This is a genomic window from Actinocrinis sp., from assembly GCF_035946395.1.
Lineage (GTDB): Bacteria > Actinomycetota > Actinomycetes > Streptomycetales > Catenulisporaceae > Actinocrinis.
Window position 1 is genome coordinate 1 of sequence record NZ_DASYZI010000324.1, and the last position, 15,846, is coordinate 15,846.

At 67.8% G+C, this 15,846-nt stretch carries 33 protein-coding genes, 2 tRNA genes and 1 pseudogene; 5 read left to right on the forward strand and 31 right to left on the reverse strand.

The features are described 5' to 3' along the window. The 3 genes and pseudogenes from VGS97_RS19845 to VGS97_RS19855 all read left to right on the forward strand — a co-directional run. Positions 1–187: pseudogene (locus VGS97_RS19845) on the forward strand (hypothetical protein); the annotation flags it as partial. 63 nt (positions 188–250) lie between these two features. Beyond that, complete coding sequence (locus tag VGS97_RS19850; protein ID WP_326855092.1) at positions 251–613, forward strand: hypothetical protein; 363 nt, start codon at positions 251–253, stop codon at positions 611–613. A 5-nt stretch (positions 614–618) separates the two neighbouring features. Beyond that, a complete protein-coding gene (locus tag VGS97_RS19855) occupies positions 619–828 on the forward strand; it encodes a hypothetical protein (RefSeq protein ID WP_326855093.1) in 210 nt (69 codons plus the stop codon). Here VGS97_RS19855 and VGS97_RS19860 read toward each other — a convergent pair. From VGS97_RS19860 to VGS97_RS19985, 26 genes are all read right to left on the reverse strand, one after another. Then, positions 819–3,572: a hypothetical protein gene (locus tag VGS97_RS19860; protein WP_326855094.1), complete on the reverse strand. Its 2,754-nt coding sequence runs from the start codon at positions 3,570–3,572 to the stop codon at positions 819–821. The two genes, VGS97_RS19855 and VGS97_RS19860, sit on opposite strands and share 10 nt — an antisense overlap. Beyond that, positions 3,569–4,126, reverse strand: a complete 558-nt coding sequence (locus VGS97_RS19865; protein WP_326855095.1) for a hypothetical protein — start codon at positions 4,124–4,126, stop codon at positions 3,569–3,571. Before VGS97_RS19865 ends, VGS97_RS19860 begins: the two co-directional genes overlap by 4 nt. A gap of 1 nt (position 4,127) precedes the next feature. Continuing rightward, entirely contained in the window at positions 4,128–4,289 is a 162-nt protein-coding gene (locus tag VGS97_RS19870; RefSeq protein WP_326855096.1) for a hypothetical protein, read from the reverse strand. A 61-nt stretch (positions 4,290–4,350) separates the two neighbouring features. Then, on the reverse strand, positions 4,351–4,989 hold the full coding sequence (locus tag VGS97_RS19875) for an ADP-ribosyltransferase (protein WP_326855097.1): 639 nt from the start codon (positions 4,987–4,989) through the stop codon (positions 4,351–4,353). Next, on the reverse strand, positions 4,986–5,126 hold the full coding sequence (locus tag VGS97_RS19880) for a hypothetical protein (RefSeq protein WP_326855098.1): 141 nt from the start codon (positions 5,124–5,126) through the stop codon (positions 4,986–4,988). Before VGS97_RS19880 ends, VGS97_RS19875 begins: the two co-directional genes overlap by 4 nt. Before the next feature lie 265 nt (positions 5,127–5,391). Beyond that, on the reverse strand, positions 5,392–5,808 hold the full coding sequence (locus tag VGS97_RS19885) for a hypothetical protein (protein ID WP_326855099.1): 417 nt from the start codon (positions 5,806–5,808) through the stop codon (positions 5,392–5,394). A 34-nt stretch (positions 5,809–5,842) separates the two neighbouring features. After that, on the reverse strand, positions 5,843–6,331 hold the full coding sequence (locus VGS97_RS19890; RefSeq protein ID WP_326855100.1) for a hypothetical protein: 489 nt from the start codon (positions 6,329–6,331) through the stop codon (positions 5,843–5,845). A 45-nt stretch (positions 6,332–6,376) separates the two neighbouring features. Next, positions 6,377–6,502, reverse strand: coding sequence for a hypothetical protein (locus tag VGS97_RS19895; protein WP_326855101.1), 126 nt, complete (start codon positions 6,500–6,502; stop codon positions 6,377–6,379). Then, positions 6,502–6,786, reverse strand: a complete 285-nt coding sequence (locus VGS97_RS19900) for a hypothetical protein (RefSeq protein ID WP_326855102.1) — start codon at positions 6,784–6,786, stop codon at positions 6,502–6,504. The genes VGS97_RS19895 and VGS97_RS19900 overlap by 1 nt, the downstream gene beginning before the upstream one ends. Then, positions 6,770–7,573: a hypothetical protein gene (locus VGS97_RS19905; protein ID WP_326855103.1), complete on the reverse strand. Its 804-nt coding sequence runs from the start codon at positions 7,571–7,573 to the stop codon at positions 6,770–6,772. Before VGS97_RS19905 ends, VGS97_RS19900 begins: the two co-directional genes overlap by 17 nt. Beyond that, positions 7,570–7,797, reverse strand: a complete 228-nt coding sequence (locus tag VGS97_RS19910; RefSeq protein ID WP_326855104.1) for a hypothetical protein — start codon at positions 7,795–7,797, stop codon at positions 7,570–7,572. The genes VGS97_RS19905 and VGS97_RS19910 overlap by 4 nt, the downstream gene beginning before the upstream one ends. Further along, positions 7,794–8,039, reverse strand: a complete 246-nt coding sequence (locus VGS97_RS19915) for a hypothetical protein (protein ID WP_326855105.1) — start codon at positions 8,037–8,039, stop codon at positions 7,794–7,796. Before VGS97_RS19915 ends, VGS97_RS19910 begins: the two co-directional genes overlap by 4 nt. Further along, positions 8,029–8,175, reverse strand: coding sequence for a hypothetical protein (locus tag VGS97_RS19920; RefSeq protein ID WP_326855106.1), 147 nt, complete (start codon positions 8,173–8,175; stop codon positions 8,029–8,031). The genes VGS97_RS19915 and VGS97_RS19920 overlap by 11 nt, the downstream gene beginning before the upstream one ends. After that, complete coding sequence (locus VGS97_RS19925; protein ID WP_326855107.1) at positions 8,172–8,573, reverse strand: hypothetical protein; 402 nt, start codon at positions 8,571–8,573, stop codon at positions 8,172–8,174. The genes VGS97_RS19920 and VGS97_RS19925 overlap by 4 nt, the downstream gene beginning before the upstream one ends. After that, positions 8,570–8,893 (reverse strand): hypothetical protein, encoded by a 324-nt coding sequence (locus VGS97_RS19930; RefSeq protein ID WP_326855108.1) that lies wholly within the window; start codon positions 8,891–8,893, stop codon positions 8,570–8,572. The genes VGS97_RS19925 and VGS97_RS19930 overlap by 4 nt, the downstream gene beginning before the upstream one ends. Before the next feature lie 4 nt (positions 8,894–8,897). After that, on the reverse strand, positions 8,898–9,371 hold the full coding sequence (locus tag VGS97_RS19935; RefSeq protein WP_326855109.1) for a hypothetical protein: 474 nt from the start codon (positions 9,369–9,371) through the stop codon (positions 8,898–8,900). Further along, positions 9,368–9,880, reverse strand: a complete 513-nt coding sequence (locus VGS97_RS19940; RefSeq protein ID WP_326855110.1) for a hypothetical protein — start codon at positions 9,878–9,880, stop codon at positions 9,368–9,370. Before VGS97_RS19940 ends, VGS97_RS19935 begins: the two co-directional genes overlap by 4 nt. Further along, positions 9,877–10,071, reverse strand: coding sequence for a hypothetical protein (locus VGS97_RS19945; protein WP_326855111.1), 195 nt, complete (start codon positions 10,069–10,071; stop codon positions 9,877–9,879). The genes VGS97_RS19940 and VGS97_RS19945 overlap by 4 nt, the downstream gene beginning before the upstream one ends. After that, positions 10,044–10,544, reverse strand: a complete 501-nt coding sequence (locus VGS97_RS19950) for a hypothetical protein (RefSeq protein ID WP_326855112.1) — start codon at positions 10,542–10,544, stop codon at positions 10,044–10,046. The genes VGS97_RS19945 and VGS97_RS19950 overlap by 28 nt, the downstream gene beginning before the upstream one ends. Then, positions 10,544–10,741 (reverse strand): hypothetical protein, encoded by a 198-nt coding sequence (locus VGS97_RS19955; RefSeq protein ID WP_326855113.1) that lies wholly within the window; start codon positions 10,739–10,741, stop codon positions 10,544–10,546. The genes VGS97_RS19950 and VGS97_RS19955 overlap by 1 nt, the downstream gene beginning before the upstream one ends. Then, on the reverse strand, positions 10,734–10,979 hold the full coding sequence (locus tag VGS97_RS19960) for a hypothetical protein (RefSeq protein WP_326855114.1): 246 nt from the start codon (positions 10,977–10,979) through the stop codon (positions 10,734–10,736). The genes VGS97_RS19955 and VGS97_RS19960 overlap by 8 nt, the downstream gene beginning before the upstream one ends. Before the next feature lie 571 nt (positions 10,980–11,550). Further along, complete coding sequence (locus VGS97_RS19965; protein WP_326855115.1) at positions 11,551–11,853, reverse strand: hypothetical protein; 303 nt, start codon at positions 11,851–11,853, stop codon at positions 11,551–11,553. A 9-nt stretch (positions 11,854–11,862) separates the two neighbouring features. Beyond that, on the reverse strand, positions 11,863–12,057 hold the full coding sequence (locus tag VGS97_RS19970; RefSeq protein ID WP_326855116.1) for a hypothetical protein: 195 nt from the start codon (positions 12,055–12,057) through the stop codon (positions 11,863–11,865). Next, positions 12,058–12,675 (reverse strand): RNA polymerase sigma factor, encoded by a 618-nt coding sequence (locus tag VGS97_RS19975; protein WP_326855117.1) that lies wholly within the window; start codon positions 12,673–12,675, stop codon positions 12,058–12,060. Positions 12,676–12,727: 52 nt separating this feature from the next. After that, a tRNA-Ile gene (locus VGS97_RS19980) sits at positions 12,728–12,801 on the reverse strand. A gap of 6 nt (positions 12,802–12,807) precedes the next feature. After that, positions 12,808–13,200, reverse strand: a complete 393-nt coding sequence (locus VGS97_RS19985) for a hypothetical protein (RefSeq protein WP_326855118.1) — start codon at positions 13,198–13,200, stop codon at positions 12,808–12,810. Between the two features lie 89 nt (positions 13,201–13,289). On the opposite strand from VGS97_RS19985, the gene VGS97_RS19990 reads away from it, so the two are divergent. Together VGS97_RS19990 and VGS97_RS19995 are read left to right on the forward strand one after the other, a co-directional pair. Next, entirely contained in the window at positions 13,290–13,511 is a 222-nt protein-coding gene (locus tag VGS97_RS19990; protein ID WP_326855119.1) for a hypothetical protein, read from the forward strand. Beyond that, entirely contained in the window at positions 13,508–13,702 is a 195-nt protein-coding gene (locus VGS97_RS19995) for a hypothetical protein (protein ID WP_326855120.1), read from the forward strand. The genes VGS97_RS19990 and VGS97_RS19995 overlap by 4 nt, the downstream gene beginning before the upstream one ends. A gap of 128 nt (positions 13,703–13,830) precedes the next feature. Here VGS97_RS19995 and VGS97_RS20000 read toward each other — a convergent pair. From VGS97_RS20000 to VGS97_RS20020, 5 genes are all read right to left on the reverse strand, one after another. Beyond that, positions 13,831–13,904: transfer RNA gene (locus VGS97_RS20000), tRNA-Met, on the reverse strand. A 77-nt stretch (positions 13,905–13,981) separates the two neighbouring features. Continuing rightward, complete coding sequence (locus VGS97_RS20005; protein WP_326855121.1) at positions 13,982–14,266, reverse strand: hypothetical protein; 285 nt, start codon at positions 14,264–14,266, stop codon at positions 13,982–13,984. Next, a complete protein-coding gene (locus VGS97_RS20010) occupies positions 14,259–14,663 on the reverse strand; it encodes a M67 family metallopeptidase (RefSeq protein WP_326855122.1) in 405 nt (134 codons plus the stop codon). The genes VGS97_RS20005 and VGS97_RS20010 overlap by 8 nt, the downstream gene beginning before the upstream one ends. Next, positions 14,660–14,911: a hypothetical protein gene (locus VGS97_RS20015; protein WP_326855123.1), complete on the reverse strand. Its 252-nt coding sequence runs from the start codon at positions 14,909–14,911 to the stop codon at positions 14,660–14,662. Before VGS97_RS20015 ends, VGS97_RS20010 begins: the two co-directional genes overlap by 4 nt. Further along, on the reverse strand, positions 14,911–15,219 hold the full coding sequence (locus VGS97_RS20020; protein ID WP_326855124.1) for a hypothetical protein: 309 nt from the start codon (positions 15,217–15,219) through the stop codon (positions 14,911–14,913). Before VGS97_RS20020 ends, VGS97_RS20015 begins: the two co-directional genes overlap by 1 nt. Positions 15,220–15,846: the final 627 nt, after the last annotated feature.

The window sequence follows — 15,846 nt, forward strand, 5'->3', positions numbered from 1 at the left end:
CGCCGCCAGGGACGCCGCCAGGGACGCCGCCAGGGACGCCGCCTGGGCCGCCGCCAGGGACGCCGCCAGGGACGCCGCCAGGGACGCCGCCAGGGACGCCGCCAGGCAGAAGCTTGCCCCCACCGTCGCCGAGCTCCAGGACTCGGCGATCGACCTGTACGCGCGCATGATCGCTGCAAAGAAGTAGCCCACCCTGCGTCCCGTGCCTGCTCTCCTCAGGCACGGGACGCACCCATGTTAGGAGTTCACGATGACCGAATGGACGCCTGTCGAGCAGGAGTTGCGCAACGCGCTGCTGCTCGAGTTCCGCGATGTGCTCCAGGACGGCCGCAAGGTCGCGGAGATCGCGCTGAAGACGTTCGATGTCCTCGAGCGGCTCGGCTGGGCCAAGCAGGAGCCCACCACGGGCGCCGCGGTACGGGAGGACAACACCGAGAGCGGCAGCCCGGTTGTCACGGTCTACCTGAACCGAGGTCAGGCCGCGATCGCGGGCGGCATGTTGATCGCCGAGTCGTACCGCGAGCGCGACCTCGGCCACGTCGAGATGGCCAACGAACTGGAGCGGATCGCCGACCAGATCGTCCGGGCCCTCGCATTGGCGTTGGGCCACTGATGGGCATGCAGACGGGCGAGAAGCAGGCGCGCCTGCACTACGCCGCGATACGGTACGGGCACGCCACGGCGGCCACGATCCGCCGGTTCCAGGCCGTGGTGAAGTTCGGCGAGTACACGGTCAATCCGGACGACCGGCATGTGCCGGACGAGTGCCCGCTGTGCGTCACCACCCCGCGCAGCCAGCGCCCGGCGCAGGCTCGGGTTCAGGCGTAGTTGCCGACGTTGCTGGCCTGGATGCCGGTTTTCTTCGGCCGGCGTAGCAGCCGGGTGACGGCGGAGCCGATGGCGTCGACCATGTCGTCGTTCGGGCCCTTCGGGAAGCTGACCATCTGCTCCTCGGCGGCGTTCAGCCGGGCGGAGTGGACGACGCGGCGACGCTGGTAGTGCGCCAAGGACTGCGAGGCGCGGACGCGTTTGTCGACGGACTGGTCGATCATCTGGATCTTGCAGGGGAGGTGGTGGAGGATGTCGAGCCAGTGCTCGCCGCCCTGGTTCACCTCGATCAGCACAAGGCCGATCTCCGGGTACATCTCCAGGATCCGCAGCACCTCCGCCCGCAAACGCTCCCCGATGAGTTTCACGGCCTTGGCGTACATGACCTCGCACATGCCCAGGTTGCCGGTGATCGCGGCCTGGACGTCGTCCGGGTCGATCGGGGTGATCCCGGTGCGCTTGGCCGGGGGTGCCCAGCCGACGACGGCGAGGCCGGTCCAGTCGCTGGTCTTCTTGTCCTTCCCGGCGGGGTCGATGGAGAGCATGACGCGGGTCTTGCCCTCGAGCTGCCCGTAGACGAAGTCGTCCTTCGACCAGTAGTCGCCGTCCATGCCCATCGGCGAGTTGGCGAAGTTCTTCAAGAAGCTGCGGGTGTGGCGGATCGCCTGCAGGTAGGCGATCGGCCACTTCGCCGGCCAGATCGAGCGTTCGGTGCCGTCGTCGTTCGCGATGATCGGCGGGTAGTAGTGCACCCGCATGTTCTGCTCGCCGATCCACTCCGGCACGTCGTCGTCCGGTTCGGTGACGGACTTGACGAGCTGGTGCACGATCGAACCGGGCAGCGTGACGGTGCCGACCAGGACGACGCGAGCGTACTCGGACAGCGGGAAGATCACGTCGATGATCGTGGTCAGGCGTCCCTGGACCTGGTACTCGCTGTACTGGTCCTCGCCGGGCTCGATGTCGTCGAGGATCAGCATGTCCGGGCGCTGGTGCCCGACCTTCATACCGAGCGCCTTGGAGTCCGCGCCGCGGGCGCCGAACACGAATCCGGACTTGCGGATCGTCAGGCCCTTGGTGTCCGACTGCGTCATCCCCCGGCGCCGGGTGGCGGGTTCGCACAGCATCGGGTAGTCCCGCTGCAGCAGGACGTTGGACTCGAGCTCGTTCTTGAACGTCGACAGGTGCATCTCGGCCTGGGTGCCGGAGTCGGCGAACGCGGCGATGAACTTCCGGTGCCCGTGCGCCGCGGCCCACAAGGGCAGGATCAGGAAGAACCACGTGCTGTTATGGGTCGGCACCATCGCGCGGCCGACGAGGAACAGATGCGAGGGGCTGTCGACGGTGATGCACTGCGTGGGCTGCGCATCGAGCTCCTCGATAGCGGTCACGGTGCGGCTCGTCATGCGCGAGGCCTGGACAGTCGCGGGCGCCCAGCCGTACCTGGCCAACGTGTAGGGGCGGAAGTCGAACCTGGCATTGATCCGGTACCGGATACCGGTGATGCGGTCGTTGAGCTTGGACTCGGCCGAATGCATACGTGCGGCCAGACCCATGGAACGGAACAACTCGAGGACGTCGCCGGCCAGCCGAATGTCGTTGAGGCTGATCTCGTCGCCGCCCTTGGTGGTGCGGTAGCCGTCCGAGTCCATCAGGCCGCGCACGAACTCGCGCCGCTGGGCGATCGAGGCGCGCAGGTACTGGGTGGGGATGTGCTTGGCACCGAGCAACCCTAGGGCGCGCAGCTTCCCGATCAGGCCGGTGACGTTGATCCGGTACGCGCCGCGCTGCTCGCCAGAGGGCGGTAGTGTGTGGGCCCCGAATCGGTGGGCAATCTCCGGATAGTCGTCGATGTTCACGGTGATCTGGCCGTTGGCTGCGGTGCCGTCGCCGAGCCAGAACCCGAGCACGTACGGGTCGATCGGCAAGTCGACGTCGGGCAGTTGCAGGGCGCGGGCGTTGGGCACACGCCACCGGTAGTCGCCGCGGCTGCCGTAGCGAAGGCTCTGGGCCATCTGCTCGGTGGTAACTGTGGTGTGCTGGCTCCAGTGGTCACGCCAGTCCTTCGGCGACCCGGTGCGCGGGCCTCCGCGACCGATCCGGCCGGTGTTGTACCGCTCCTTCGCACGGCTGTCGACCGCCACCCACTCGTGGTTAGCGTGCGTGTCGACGTGGGTGCCGTCGCCGAAGTGCACCCGCCATGTGGAGTCGTCCCAGACCTGCGACTTGGCCGTGACGCGGCAGACGTTGCCGTCCTGGTCGAATAGTTCGTCGCCGACCCGGATCTTGCCCATGGTCGTCCAGCCGGACGGGGTGGGGATCGGCGTGTCGAGCGTCAGGGCCTTGCCGAGCTCGCGCGGGGCGACGTAGACATCGCGGTCCGCTCGGGGCATGCGCGACGGCGCAGCCCAGCCGAGTGCCTCCTTGCACCAGTCCAGGTGCGCGTCGCAGAACGTGATCTGATTGCGGGTGGCCTCGCTGCGCATGTGCGGACGTAGGTAAAGCAGCGCGAACAGCATCGGGTCCAGCCGTGTCGCGATGCGGCGGTACTCGCTGCTGGTGGCGAGCAGGCTCTTGCCCTTGTGCGTGCGGTCTCGTGAGCGCACGTACCTGTCTGGGTCGAACGTCTCGGACGTTTCACCGGCCAGGTACTGGAAGTGCTCGGACGGGGAGATGATGGCAGTGGGGAACGACGGCGGCTCGTCTGGGTCAATCGCCGCAGGCGTGTCGGCGATGGTAGTCATGCGATCAGCTGCGGCACCGCCCCGGCCGGGGCGTACTTGGCCAGGTCGTCAGGCGTGAAGTAGCCGGCGAACTCGGACGGCGCGACGAGCGGCCAACCGGACCTCTGCGCCGCGGCGACGGCCATCATCGAGCAGACCACGTGCCCAGTGTGGTCGACGATGTCGCGGCCGAACTGGAACGGGTCCAGGCCGAGGACGTGCGCGGCGATGGCAACGTAGTCCAGGTCCGAGTAGCCGACCCCGACGTACGACAGGGCGTAGTGGACCATCGCGGTGCCGTACTGCGGGGGGCACGGGATCCACAGTACGTCGCGGCCGTGGTACTCGTTCAGGTAGCTCACCCGCACGCCACCGGGCTCTGCTTCGGCGACGCGGGCCTGGGCGAGCGGGTCGGCCGGGTCGCCGACGGAGGTGAGGACGAACGCGTGCTCGTAGTCGGTGAACGTCTTGCGGTCGATCTTGTCGGCCAGCCACTCCGCGGCCCCGATCGCCTCACCGACGATGCCGCGGACCTTGACCAGGCCGATCGACCCCACAGGCGGAAGGGTGATCATGTTATTCGAACTCCTCGTAGTCGACGAACGGCGCGTGGGGATCCTCGATCCCGAGCCGGTGCAAGATCGAGATTACGATGCCGTTGGCCAACCCGGGAAGACCGTACGACACACAGCGTCCTGGCTGCAGGCCGGCCACGTTCTGCTCGAGCACCGTTTGCACGTACTCGACGATCTGGGCCCGGCTACCCGGGCCTTCCTGATCGCACTGCATCCTCACGGGTTCACTTGCCCTTCTCGACGTCCGCCGACAGGCGCCGGGCGGATCGGGTGGTCTCGGTCAGCGCGCGGTTACTGCCGGCGTCCTCGTCGTGGTGGATCTCGACGTCCACCAGGCGCGTCGGCTGACCGAACTGGCCCTTCACGGTCTGGACGTTCAGCACCCGGTAGTGCTGCCCCGCCGGAAGCAGCACCTCCTTCTCGGTCGGGTTGTCCGTCAGCCCGCGGGTGGACAGCGCCGACTCGCCCTGCTTCAGCCGCACCCGGACGATCGCATTGTTCTTCCCGACGCCGGCGAAGTTGCGGGCCATCGCACTGTCGGTGGTGGTCGACAGGAAGCCGGGCTCGTGGATGTCGTCGCCCGGCTTCACCTCCGCCAGGTGCGTGCGGCCGTGCAGCAGCACCATGTCGCTGCTCGCCTTGGACTTCCCCACGATCTTCCCCAGGGCGTCGGTGCCCTTCTTGTCCGCCGCGTCCTGCGTGCCGTCCCGCAGCCGCTTGTTCATCTGACTGAACCCGTCGCCCGTGTAGTGCCGGACACGCTGCGCCGACTCGCTAGTCAGCCGACCCCGCGACTGCTCCAGCGAGTCGCGCACCGCATCCCCGGACAGCGCACGGTGGGCGTCCCACTCGGCCCAGCTCACTTCCCGCGCCTCGCCGACGCCGTCTTCTTCTCGGGCAGCGAGTGGTAGCCGGTCTTCGGGCCGCGGGTCGCGACGATCTCCTCAGCCCAGCGGTGCGCGAACGGTTTGCCGGTGGCGTAGAGGAATCTATTCGCCACTGAGCTTGCGAGTGGTCGGGCCCAGGCGACTTACGGTGGCCGCTGCTCTTCTTCTCTGCTGGCATCAGTGGGAACCTCCTTCCAGGTAGACACGATCACTAGTCCGCAGACTAGTTATGCGGGGTCGGCGTAAACCAGTTGAGCACCAGGATAGGCCTCGAGCACCCGCTCGCACCCGATCGGCGTCGTCCAGCTCGGCACCATGACTACGAGAGGACTGCGGCTGATGACTCGGATCTCGTCGGGGCCCAACGGCTTGTCCATCTCAGCCATGCCACACTTCCGGGTTGGTCTTCATCGGACGGTCACGCAGCCATGACGGCGGCTCGTCGTACACGACGCCGTCCCACCCGTGCTCCCGCGCCCACAGTTCGGCGACGGGCCGCAGCGGCTCGGGTAGCCAGTGCGGCAGCAGCAGCGGCCCCAGCATCCACTGCTCGGCCCGGCTCTTGTCGACGAGCCGATCCATCGCCCCGAAGACTTCCTGCCAGGTGAGCGCCGGTTTGTCGGCACGCGTGTAGCGGGCAACGACGTTGGACATGTCCGCGTCGAGCCCCAAATCCGCGCGCTGGTAGCCGCAGTTGCGCATGAAGGCGTCGTGCTGGAAGACCCAGTCCGGGATCGGCGGGTACTCGATCGGCTCGCACATCGGCAGCAGCCCGGGAGCGCTGTACTTGCTCACCAAGAGCGGCCCGTCGACCGGCTGGCCGAAAGCGTTAGTGGCCGGGGAGGTTGGGTCCGCCGTCGAGCGCGGGTCGCCAGACTCCGACGTTTTCGATTTGTGCGACATCTCGGTGCCTGTCCATGAGGTTGCCGTGGGCGTCGGACGCGTTGACGAATCCGCGCTGTGTCTGGGCGTGGCTGGGGTTTCTGGCGTGGAAGCCGTCCGCCAGGGTGGCCGACCAGAGCGGGCCGTGGCCCGGATCCTGGTACCTGCTCACATACCCGACCGGGACGCCGCGGTGCATGACGACGTGCTGCTGGCCGGGGACGGCCTCGTAGGTCTGGTAGTCGAGGACGGACGGCTTCTTGACCGTGGTGGGGTTGGCGCCGGGCCACTGGTTGATGCCCTGCGCGGCGGACGGGTCGGCGCCGGCTGAGCCGACGTCCATGGGCCAGCCCTTGGTCATGCGGTCGCGGCGGGTGGCGTTGAGGTTGTCGCCGCCGAGCGCGTCTCCGGAGCCGACCGGTCGCCGTGTGGTCATGGAACCAGTGTGCCTCGTGTTCGCCGTCGCAGGTAGCGGCGGCGCTCAGCGGCCGTCCTGAACCTCGGCGCGACGCTGCCGTGCGCGAGCTGCTCGCCGGGCCAGCGGGGCGACCGCGAGCTCGATCAGGTCCTCGATCGTGTCCAGCACCAGGTCGATCAGATCGAACATCAGCAGCAGCTCTCATGCATCGTGTCGTGGTGGCCGAGGCAACCGCGGTGGCCACAGCGGTAGGGCGGACCAGCTGAGCGGACGATGTTGTCCAGGTCGTTGATCATCGTCACCTTCTCGGCGAGGAAGGTCACGGTGACAGTCGGGGTCTCGTCGAGCGACGGCGCTGGCACCGTGATGCCGCGGTTGGCGATCGCAAAGTCGAACACCAAGTCGTCGATGCGTAGGCAGGGTGCGCCGTGCTCGTCGCGGTCAACGATGATGTGATTAGCGATCATGGTCACGCGGCTTGCCTTCCTCGTCGACCATCAGCTCGTCGAACACCGCGAGGCCGTTCAGCGCAGCGAAGCGCTTCGCCCCGTTGCCGTAGAAGTTGTCGCGGTGGCAGCGGCACGGGCACTGGCCGAGCACCGCGCTCTTGTCGACCTTCGCATACGGCGGCATCTTCACGTTCCACTTGTCGTACTCGCCGGGGACGATCTCGAACGGCTTCGTGGTGATGACGCCCATCGTGCAGCGCGGATAGACCGGCGGCTCGCTGTTCTTGGCGCAGCGCCGGAAGTCGTGGGTGTCGCCCGGCTTGACGATCCATACCCGGTCGCGCAGGAACTTGGTCGACGCCGGGTCGGCGACGGCGACCTTCCCGAAGTTGGTCTTCAGGAAGAAGTCAATGAAGTGCTCGAACCGGTCGCTGTCGGTGCCGCCAAACTGGATCTCGAGCATCATCGGGTCGAACGCCTCACGGGCGGCGAACACCCGACCGTCGATCCGGACCTCACATGACAGCAGGATGTTGTTCTCGTGCCACGCCGGGCGACCGCTCGAGGCCTCGTACATCGGCGCGTTCGGCGGGGGCGGTCCGTTCGGGATGCGGGCGATCACCTCGGCGACGGCGGTCATGTGCTCCTCGCCGCCGGCCTCGGCCAGGGCGATGATGGTGCCGACCTCCATCTGGGTATGCGCCTCGGTGGCCGTCGTGTCAGCCGCGACCCGGGTCATGCGGGCAGCGAGCTGTTCCGGTGTGGGCTGCAGCGGCTCCAGCGGGCTGTTGGTGGTGTCGAAGAGGTTCATCCGAATACCGCTTTCAGTAGCTTGACCGAGTCGATGTACTCCTGGACGTGCTCGGCGCAGTACAGCTGGGTGTCCAGGTCGTCCGGGGTGTGGTTGGCGTCGCGCTTCATTGCTGCCGCCGTAGTGGCGAACGCGTTGCCCTGGGGAAGCACGTCCGGCTCGTCTGCACCCAGACATTCGTTGGCTGCCGCTGTGAGCAGCGCGATCTGCTCGTCGCGGGTCACGGTTCGATCCAGCTCTCGGGGTCGTCCTCGATGCCGCTGTCTCCCTCGCCGGGCGGGCACTTGTGCGACAGGATCGCCTGGAAGGTGTCGATCGCCAGCACGTGGCGGGTGTCCGGGCGCACGGGGACGAAGACGCCCGGGGCCGAACAGCGGGTGTGCCCTACGAGGATGCCGCCCTCGGTCGGGGTGTAGGTGACGGTGTGCGCGGCGGGGGCGGTGACGATCTTGCGTTCAGTCGTCATCGTCGAGCTCCTCGTCCTCTTCGTCGTAATCGTCGATGCCGTCGGACCACCGTTCGACCTGCGGTTCCAGGTCGAGGACCGCGCAGATGCAGCCCTGGCCGGTCCAGTTCAGGCAGAGCTCGGCCTCGCAGTTCACGCGGCCACCGCTTCCGGGGTGTCGACGGGGACGATGAAGTCGAATTCGTCGCACCAGACGATGGCGCGGAGCATGATGAAGCCGCGGGGCATGGCGCCGTCGTCTTCGCGGAGCTGCAGGAAGGGGCCGTCGGCGATCTCGATGTCGTGCTTGAGTGCCCAGGCCTGGAGGTACTGGCAGGCGGCGCGCGCCAGGCCGTCGTCGTACATGGGTGCGTCGTCGCGGACGAGCAGGGGCGAGAGGGTTTCGATGTAGTAGGCGATCGAGCCGTCGGCGCCGGGTGAGCGCAGGGAGCGGGCGGTGGACTCCCAGCGGCCGTCGGTGTGGTACCGCCACAGCGGCACGGGGACGTCGACCGGCCAGGTGGCGGCGACGGCGTGGTCTCCGAGGCGGCTCACCGTGTACCGCCTTCCATGGAGCGGGCGGCCATGTTGCCGTAGAAGATGTTGGCGTGCTGGGCTAGGCCGAGCAGGGTGGCGACGGAGGAGTCGGTGGGGCAGACCACGGAGGTGGCGGTCTTGGTGCCTTCGCTGCTGAAGCCGCGGAATGCGGCGGCGATCAGGACGTCGGTGAGGACGACGTCGGGTTGGGACAGGCCGTGTTGCTTGAGGTACTGGTCGATCGCGGCGACTAGGGCGGTGGTGCAGGCGTGTTCGCCGGGGCCGTGGTCGTGCCGCGCGGGCGGGACGGGGCTGTCGGGTTCGTCGTTGTTTGCCACGGTGTCATCCTACGGCCCCGGTGGCCCATGCGGCGAGCAGCGTGAAGGCAACCGCGACGGCCAGGATGCCGTGGGTGTGGGCTGCTGCTCGGCGGAAGGTAGGGGCGCCCGCGCCGTCGGTGGTCTTGATCCAGCTGATGCCGAGCGCGACGGCGACGCACAGCAGCATTGAGAGCACGACGGCCGCGGTGCCGCTGGTCCACAGGTACGGTGCGGCCGGGACGAGGGTGCCGAGCCCGGTGGTGGCGCCGATCGCGGTGGACGCGGCCCAGCCGGCGTTGCTGTCGGAGACGAGCTCGCCCCCACCCATGGAGACCGCTCCGGAGGCGGCGAGCCCGATGCAGGTCAGCATTAGCACGTGCGGGTTGCCGGTGTTTGGGAACACAGCGCCGAGGACGGTGACGACGCCGTCGAACGCGCCGAACACGGCGAGCTTCGTTTGGGCGGCGAGCTGGGCGCGCAGCGTACGGCCGGTCACAGTGCGTGCTCCTCGTTGCGGATGTGGGCCAGCGTCTTGACGAGGCTCGATTTCCACTGCGCGCGGACACGGTCTGGCGCGTCGGCGGTCTCGGGCCACAGCGCGCCCACGGTGACGCCCCAGGCGCCGTAGGCGGCGAGGAGCCGGGCCTCGGCGTCGGTGCCCTCAATCTGGTGGGCGACGTTGACCGGGGTCAGGAACGGCAGGCTGGCGTCGAGGAACCGGTCCATGGTGTCCGGCGCGTACGGTCCCTTGTCCGGGTCGAGCGCGATCACGAGCAGCTCGTGGGTTGCCCCGTCGAACTGGCGGATCGGTGGCAGGAAGTCCGGGTGGTCGGTGAGCCGGACCACGGCCAGCAGGTACTGACTCCACAGCGGGTGGCCCTGCGGGTGCGTGATGATCCAGCTACACACGGTCTCGGCAGCGGACGGGTGGTCGGGCACGGGCCATGCGGCGGCGCGGCCGTAGGGGCCGTCGAACTCGGTTTCGCGGCCGGTGATCTCGGTCATCGGATCACCATCCAGGCAGCGGCGCCGGCGAACGCGGAGGCGAGTGCGAACGCCAGGAACGCGAGCGCGATCGGCCACGGCCGGCCGCCGGGTGCCGGCGCGGGGTCGGCGCACAGGCCGGCCTCGCAGAACGTCGGGCTGCAGGTGCCGCAGCGCGCAGGGTCTACTCGGCCGTGTTGTCCATGAGCCATGCGATTTTCTCCTCGACGTCTTGGGCGGCTGCGCTGAGGAGTTCGGCGAGCTCGCGGTCTTGGTCGGTGGTGTGGTCGATGGTCTGGTCGATGATCATCTTGACGGGGATCTGCATGGGGATGAGCTTGGCGCGGCGGTCGTGGATCGCGAGGATCTTGTCCTGGAGCTTGCACACGGCGTCGATGTCGCCTCGGGTGACGGCCTCGGCGAGCAGCGTCAGGTTCATCTGGGTCAGGGCGTCGAACCGGTCGAGCTCGGTCGAGCGCGCACTCTCGACTAGCTCGCCGGGGAGGTACTGCTTGAGGCCGCGCCGGTACCTGGCGACGGCGGTGTTGACGGAGCAGCCCTGGTGCTCGGCGATCGCCCGGAACGAGTGCGCGTTCTTGCGCATCTCGACGGCTTCCTGGACGAGGAGCCGGCGTTCGGCCTTCTCCCGCTCCCAGCGGGCGACGGCAGCCGCGGACCTGGCCATCATGCGCTCCGGGTGGGGTTGCGGGTGTCGACGATCTCGCACCAGGCGTCTTCGAACGGGGCGATGTGGGTGGTCCAGTGCTGGTAGGCGGCATCGGCTGCGGCCTCGCGTTCACGGCGGCGTACGGCGTCCAGGGCGACGCGGATCTTACGCTCGGCGTACCGCTGCGCCGCGGGCTTCCGCCGACTCCTAGTCACGGGACACCTTGCTAGGGCCGAGGGCCTGGACGATCGGGAAGTTGGGGTCGTGGTCGTCGAACTTGTACCGGAGGCTGCGGGCGTTGGCCGCACCGCGTAGTCGCCGGCAGAAGTCGGCGTTGGTACCCCAGTAGTCGCGGCCCCGCACGAGCGTGTGCTCGCGGCCGTCGAGCCACTCGTGCCAGGGATACGCCGGTCTGCGTCCCGCCTCGGGCGGAGAGAGGAAGGTGGCTGTCACACCAGCAGGATAGCTCTGCGGCGCGCGGACGGCCCGGGTATCGGTTTCGCCCAACAGTAGGGTGCGGCTTCTCTGCAACCGACGGCGGATCTCATCCGGCGGCGCTCCACCTTGGGCCGATACTCGGGCCGTTCGCAATCAAGTCGGCCGACTGCACGAGGCGCTCACCGGCCGGTGTTGCTGCCGCGACGCCCACACGCTTGCGATTGTCCGCCGGTACCGGAAAGCGCCGCGACAGCACGGCCACTCTACCGGCGTCAGGCTTCCTCGAGCCAGTTGTGGCCCTGACCGCAGGTGTACTGCACGTAGCGCTTCCCGTCGACCCACTTGTACGTGACGAACCTGCCGCTGTCACCGCATGTCGGACACATCCTGGCAGCCTACCGCGCGCTGGAGACGCCGATACCCCCGTGCTTTCGGCCACCGGGGGTATCGACTTCGGGCCTGTCCCGCTCGCTCTCCTGCGCCCCGTCAGGCGTGGCCGGCTAGACGATGACCGCGCGGCCCCGCACCTCGGCAGGGCTAGTCAGATCGCTTCGCATTGGCGCTCATTCGAGACGACGATTCTACGTCACGGCGTGGTCAGGGAGTCCAGCGAGTAGCCCTGGTCCGCAGTGAACCCGGTCGAGGGCTGGCCTTCCCAGCGGACGGTCGGGTAGCGCTCGGCGTGGGGGCCGTGGTCGGCGTACCCGGTGACTTCGCCGAGCTGCCCGGACTTCGCATGCTTCACGGTGTCGCCGACCGACGGGACCGCTGTGCCCGGGACGCCTTGGGAGTTGTCGGCCGGCTTCACGTTCGGCTGCCCCGTGTACCTGGGGCCGGGGTTCATGCCGCCGAGGTAGCTGTCGTAGGCCCTGCTGTCAGCCGTGTCCATAGCCTCAGGCTACGGGCGCCGACGCCTACGCGCCAGAGGATCGGGGGGCTTCTGGCTGGTGAGGTGGTAGCCGAAGCAGAAGGGGCACGGGCCGTAGGCGCGCTGCTCGTGCCGGTTTTTCCCGCCGTTCGCGAGGATCACGGCGAGCTCCGCCTCGGCAGCGGCTTCGGTGTCGTACCTGCGCTTCCTGGATTCACAGTCCATCTACGTGATCCTGACGAGCTCGGACGGATACTCGGCGGCGTGTAGGCGCCGTATGGCGGTGACGGCGCGGCCGCACAGGGTTTTGACTGCTCCCGCTTTCATACCCATCTCGCGGGCGGTCTCCTCGACGGTGAGGCCGTAGTAGTACCGGTTCAGCATCGCCTCGCGCTGCAGGTCGGTGAGCTTGTGCAGGAGCGGGATGAGCTGGTCGAACTCGTCTGCGCGGACGACCTGCTGCTCGGGCCTTTGGTGTTCGCGGTCGGGCCGGTCGAACCAGGCGTCGCTGGCGCTGTCTCCGCCGCTGCTCAGGTGGGTGAAGGTGTATTCGCGGCGGTGGCGGGAGGACTTGAGCAGGTCGAGGACGAGGAATCCGGCGATGGTGTGCAGCCAGGCGATGAAGGGGCGGCCGCGGTCTTCGTAGTCGGGTAGGCCGCGGATGGCTCGAAAGTAGGTTTCGTGGACGATGTCGTCGGCGTGGTCTGGGTGGGCCCCGGAGCGGTGGAGTTTCGCGGCGACGGCTTTGGTGAGTTCGTCGCGTGTTTGTTCGTAGAGGGTGGCGAATGCGCTGGTGTCGCCGTTTTGGGCTTGGGCGATGAGTGTGGTCTCGGGTATTGCCATGGTGGCATCGTACTGTTCAGCTTGCCGTGGGGGCAATGGGTGTGGCGCGGGGTAGGGGCGGTGGGGATTGAACCCACGTCTCGCTGTTTATAAGACCGCGGCTCTAACCGGTTGAGCTACGCCCCCGGGGTGTTAGTCCTCGGGCGGGATCTCGTCCGGGTAGTCCCAGGGTTCGAGTTCCTGCTGTACGGGCACGCGTCCGTGCTCGAGGTCGTAGAGCTGCTGGGCCTGCGCGGCGGCGCGGGTGTGCTGCTGTTGGGCGACGACGTCGGCGATGCTGGCGCCGTCGAGCAGCTTGTCGGGGATCGGCGCCCACGTGACACGCCGGGGCTCGGGGACGGCGATGGGCTTACCGGCGCGTGCGGCCGCCCAGGCGCGTACCGTGGCGCCATCCCAGACCTTGCCGATGCCGAGCTCGGCGAGCGGCGGGGGGAAGCTGGGGTGCTGGGTGATCTGGTAGGCGCGCTGGCGGACGACGCCGAGGAGCTTGCGGATCTCGATCGTGGACATGAGCTCTTGCTGCATGCCCCTAGTCTAGCGTCCCCTAGCCCGTTGACACTATGGGGCTAGGGGACGCTAGTCGCATGACCTCATTCGAGAGAGAAGCGACTGCCATGACCAGCGAGGCGACCCTCGAGCAGAAGTACCAGGTCCGCAAGTTCGGCACGTCCACGGACGGCACCACGCTCTGGAGCGTCTGGGACTCGTGGGATGACAGCTGGTGCTGGATCCGGATCGGCGACGTGAAGCACGGCTCTACCCCCGACAAGGAGGTCGCAGCAACCGCCGCGGCCGAGCTGAACGCGGACTACGACACCGCCAGGGTCGCGCTGTGAGCGCCGACGGGATGCCGACGAGCCTGCTCGAGGCCGCGCCGCTGCTGCTCTCGTGCCCGGTGTGCGAGACGCTACGGCTGGCGCGCGAGGACCGCACGCTGCTGTGGCACCAGGTGCGGCGCGGCGGGGTGGACTACGAGTGCCCGGCCATCGGGCTGCCGGGCCTGTATCCGGAGGAGGCAGCCGGGTAACGGTGGAGCGGCCCCGCTCACAACAGGGCCGCTCCGGTTCCCGCTCGAGAGAACAGGACGCCAGTGTAAGCGAGCGGCCCCCGCTGGTTGCGGGGGCCGCTCTTCTATGTGTGTTTGATCTTGGGTTGTAGCGGCGACCAGATTTGAACTGGCGACCTCTGGGTTATGAGCCCAGCGAGCTACCGAGCTGCTCTACGCCGCGAAGGGGTCGCCCGAGGCTGCGCAGCGGTCCCGCGGGGGTCCATTGCCGTCTCAGGCGACGGGAATCACCGTAGCACGCTACCCGTCGGACGGGTCGTGCGGCGCGGCGACTGCGGCTCGGACGAAGCAGTCCTTGGCGCGCAGCAGGTCCCACAGGCCCTGCCGGACCTGGATACCAGGCGGCCGCCCCTCGACGGCCTGGTGGGCCAGCTTGTGGAACGGCTTGCTCACCGTCTGCAGGTACTCGGGCAGGTGATCGTAGGCGAACAGCGCCAGGAGCTCGCGCACCTCGTGGTCGCTGGTGGCGTCCCAGGGGATCAGGCGCGCCGGACCGGCCGAACCAGGCCATCCATCTTCACTCACTGATCATCACGTCCTCTTCTGTGACGGTGCCGTCGATGATGCGGAACGCGCGCGCCTCGTCGTCGGGTGTGGAGATGATGACGTGGTGGACGTCGGGGTCGGCGGCGTAGGCGATGTCGACACCGGACGGGAAGGCGTCGCTGCCGGTGTGGGAGTGGTAGACGGCGATGACGTGCTTGCCCTCGTCTTCGGCCTGCTGCCAGACGCTGAGCTGCGAGACGGGGTCGAAGCGGAAGCAGGTTTCGGAGTTCTCGACGTTGGCCATGCGCACGGCCCACCTGGCGGTGCCGGGGTGGGTGTCGGATGCGATCAGGACGCCGCAGGCCTCGATTGGGTGGTCTTCGCGGGCGTGGGCCTGGATCTGGTCGCGCACACTGGTGGTGAGGGTCAGGGTCATTCGTCGGGTCCGACTTCCTCGATCAGGACGCGGTACCGCTTGCCTGCGGCGAACACGGCGCCAGCCGGGCCGTTGACGACCATGCTGATCGTGCCGGACGGGGTGAACGGCGCCCACTCGGTGTTGTCGCGGCCCTGGATCGATGCGCTGAGCTGGAACTGCACGCTCACCTGGTCGAGCGGCTTCTTCCAGTCGCAGACGAACCGGGCCTCGACCGCCTGGAGCGGCTCGTGGTAGGCCTCGGACATCAGAACGACGTCTCCTGGCAGAAGCCCTCGCCGTCGCCCCAGCAGCGCGATGTGGTCCACAGCTGGTCGTTGCCGTCGAGGTGGACTTGCAGGTTGGCGTACTGGCGGTCGAACACGGCGACGACGTCGGCGGGGTACTGCTGGCCCTTGTATACCGTGTTGCCGATCCGCAGCACCTGTGCGGTGTGGGTGCCGTCGTCGAGCTGCTTGTGGAGTACCGCGGTCTGGCGCCGCTCGTTGGCGGCTTCGGCCTCGTCGGCGGTGACGGTGTACAGGACGCGCTGGCCCAGGATGAAGGGTTTGCTCATGGCCTCAGGCTACCTCTTGAGTTGGTGCGGGCAAATGCCTAGGTGGACAGCCCAGTTGCAGTTGGCGCAGAGCACCTCAAGTGGCGTGTCAGTGGGCCAGTTCAGGCGTCGTAACGCGGTGTAGAAGCTGTTGGCGGACTTGCCGTTCAGAGACGCGCGGTGTGCTCGACCGTTTCCGAGCGGGTGGTGGATCTGCAGAAAATCTGGGCCCGTTTCGCCACAGCATTGGCACGCGCCCCCGTAGGCAGCCAGCGTCGCGAGTTTGAGTTTTCGGGTAGCCCGCTGCCCAGCATTGGCCGGAATGACAGGATGCTTGTGAGGGCACGCAGGACGGTTGCGCTTGGCCGTATTGCAGTTCATGCATAAAGTCTGGAATCCGGGCGGGTAGTCATTGACCTTAAGCCATTTCATCAGGCTGTAATCGGGTCCGCTCTCTGGAATCCCGGGCACAATGTGGTCAACCGTCAGGAAGGCTAGCTCCGCTTCGCCACAACACACGCACTGGCGTCCGTACGCGTCTAGCGCAGCCTGCTTCCGCAGCCTACGCCTCTGCGCGTCCTTGGCGATCAGATGGTCGCGGTTCTCCTTGCGATATTCCACCTGATAGGCAGCATTAGCCGCTCTATT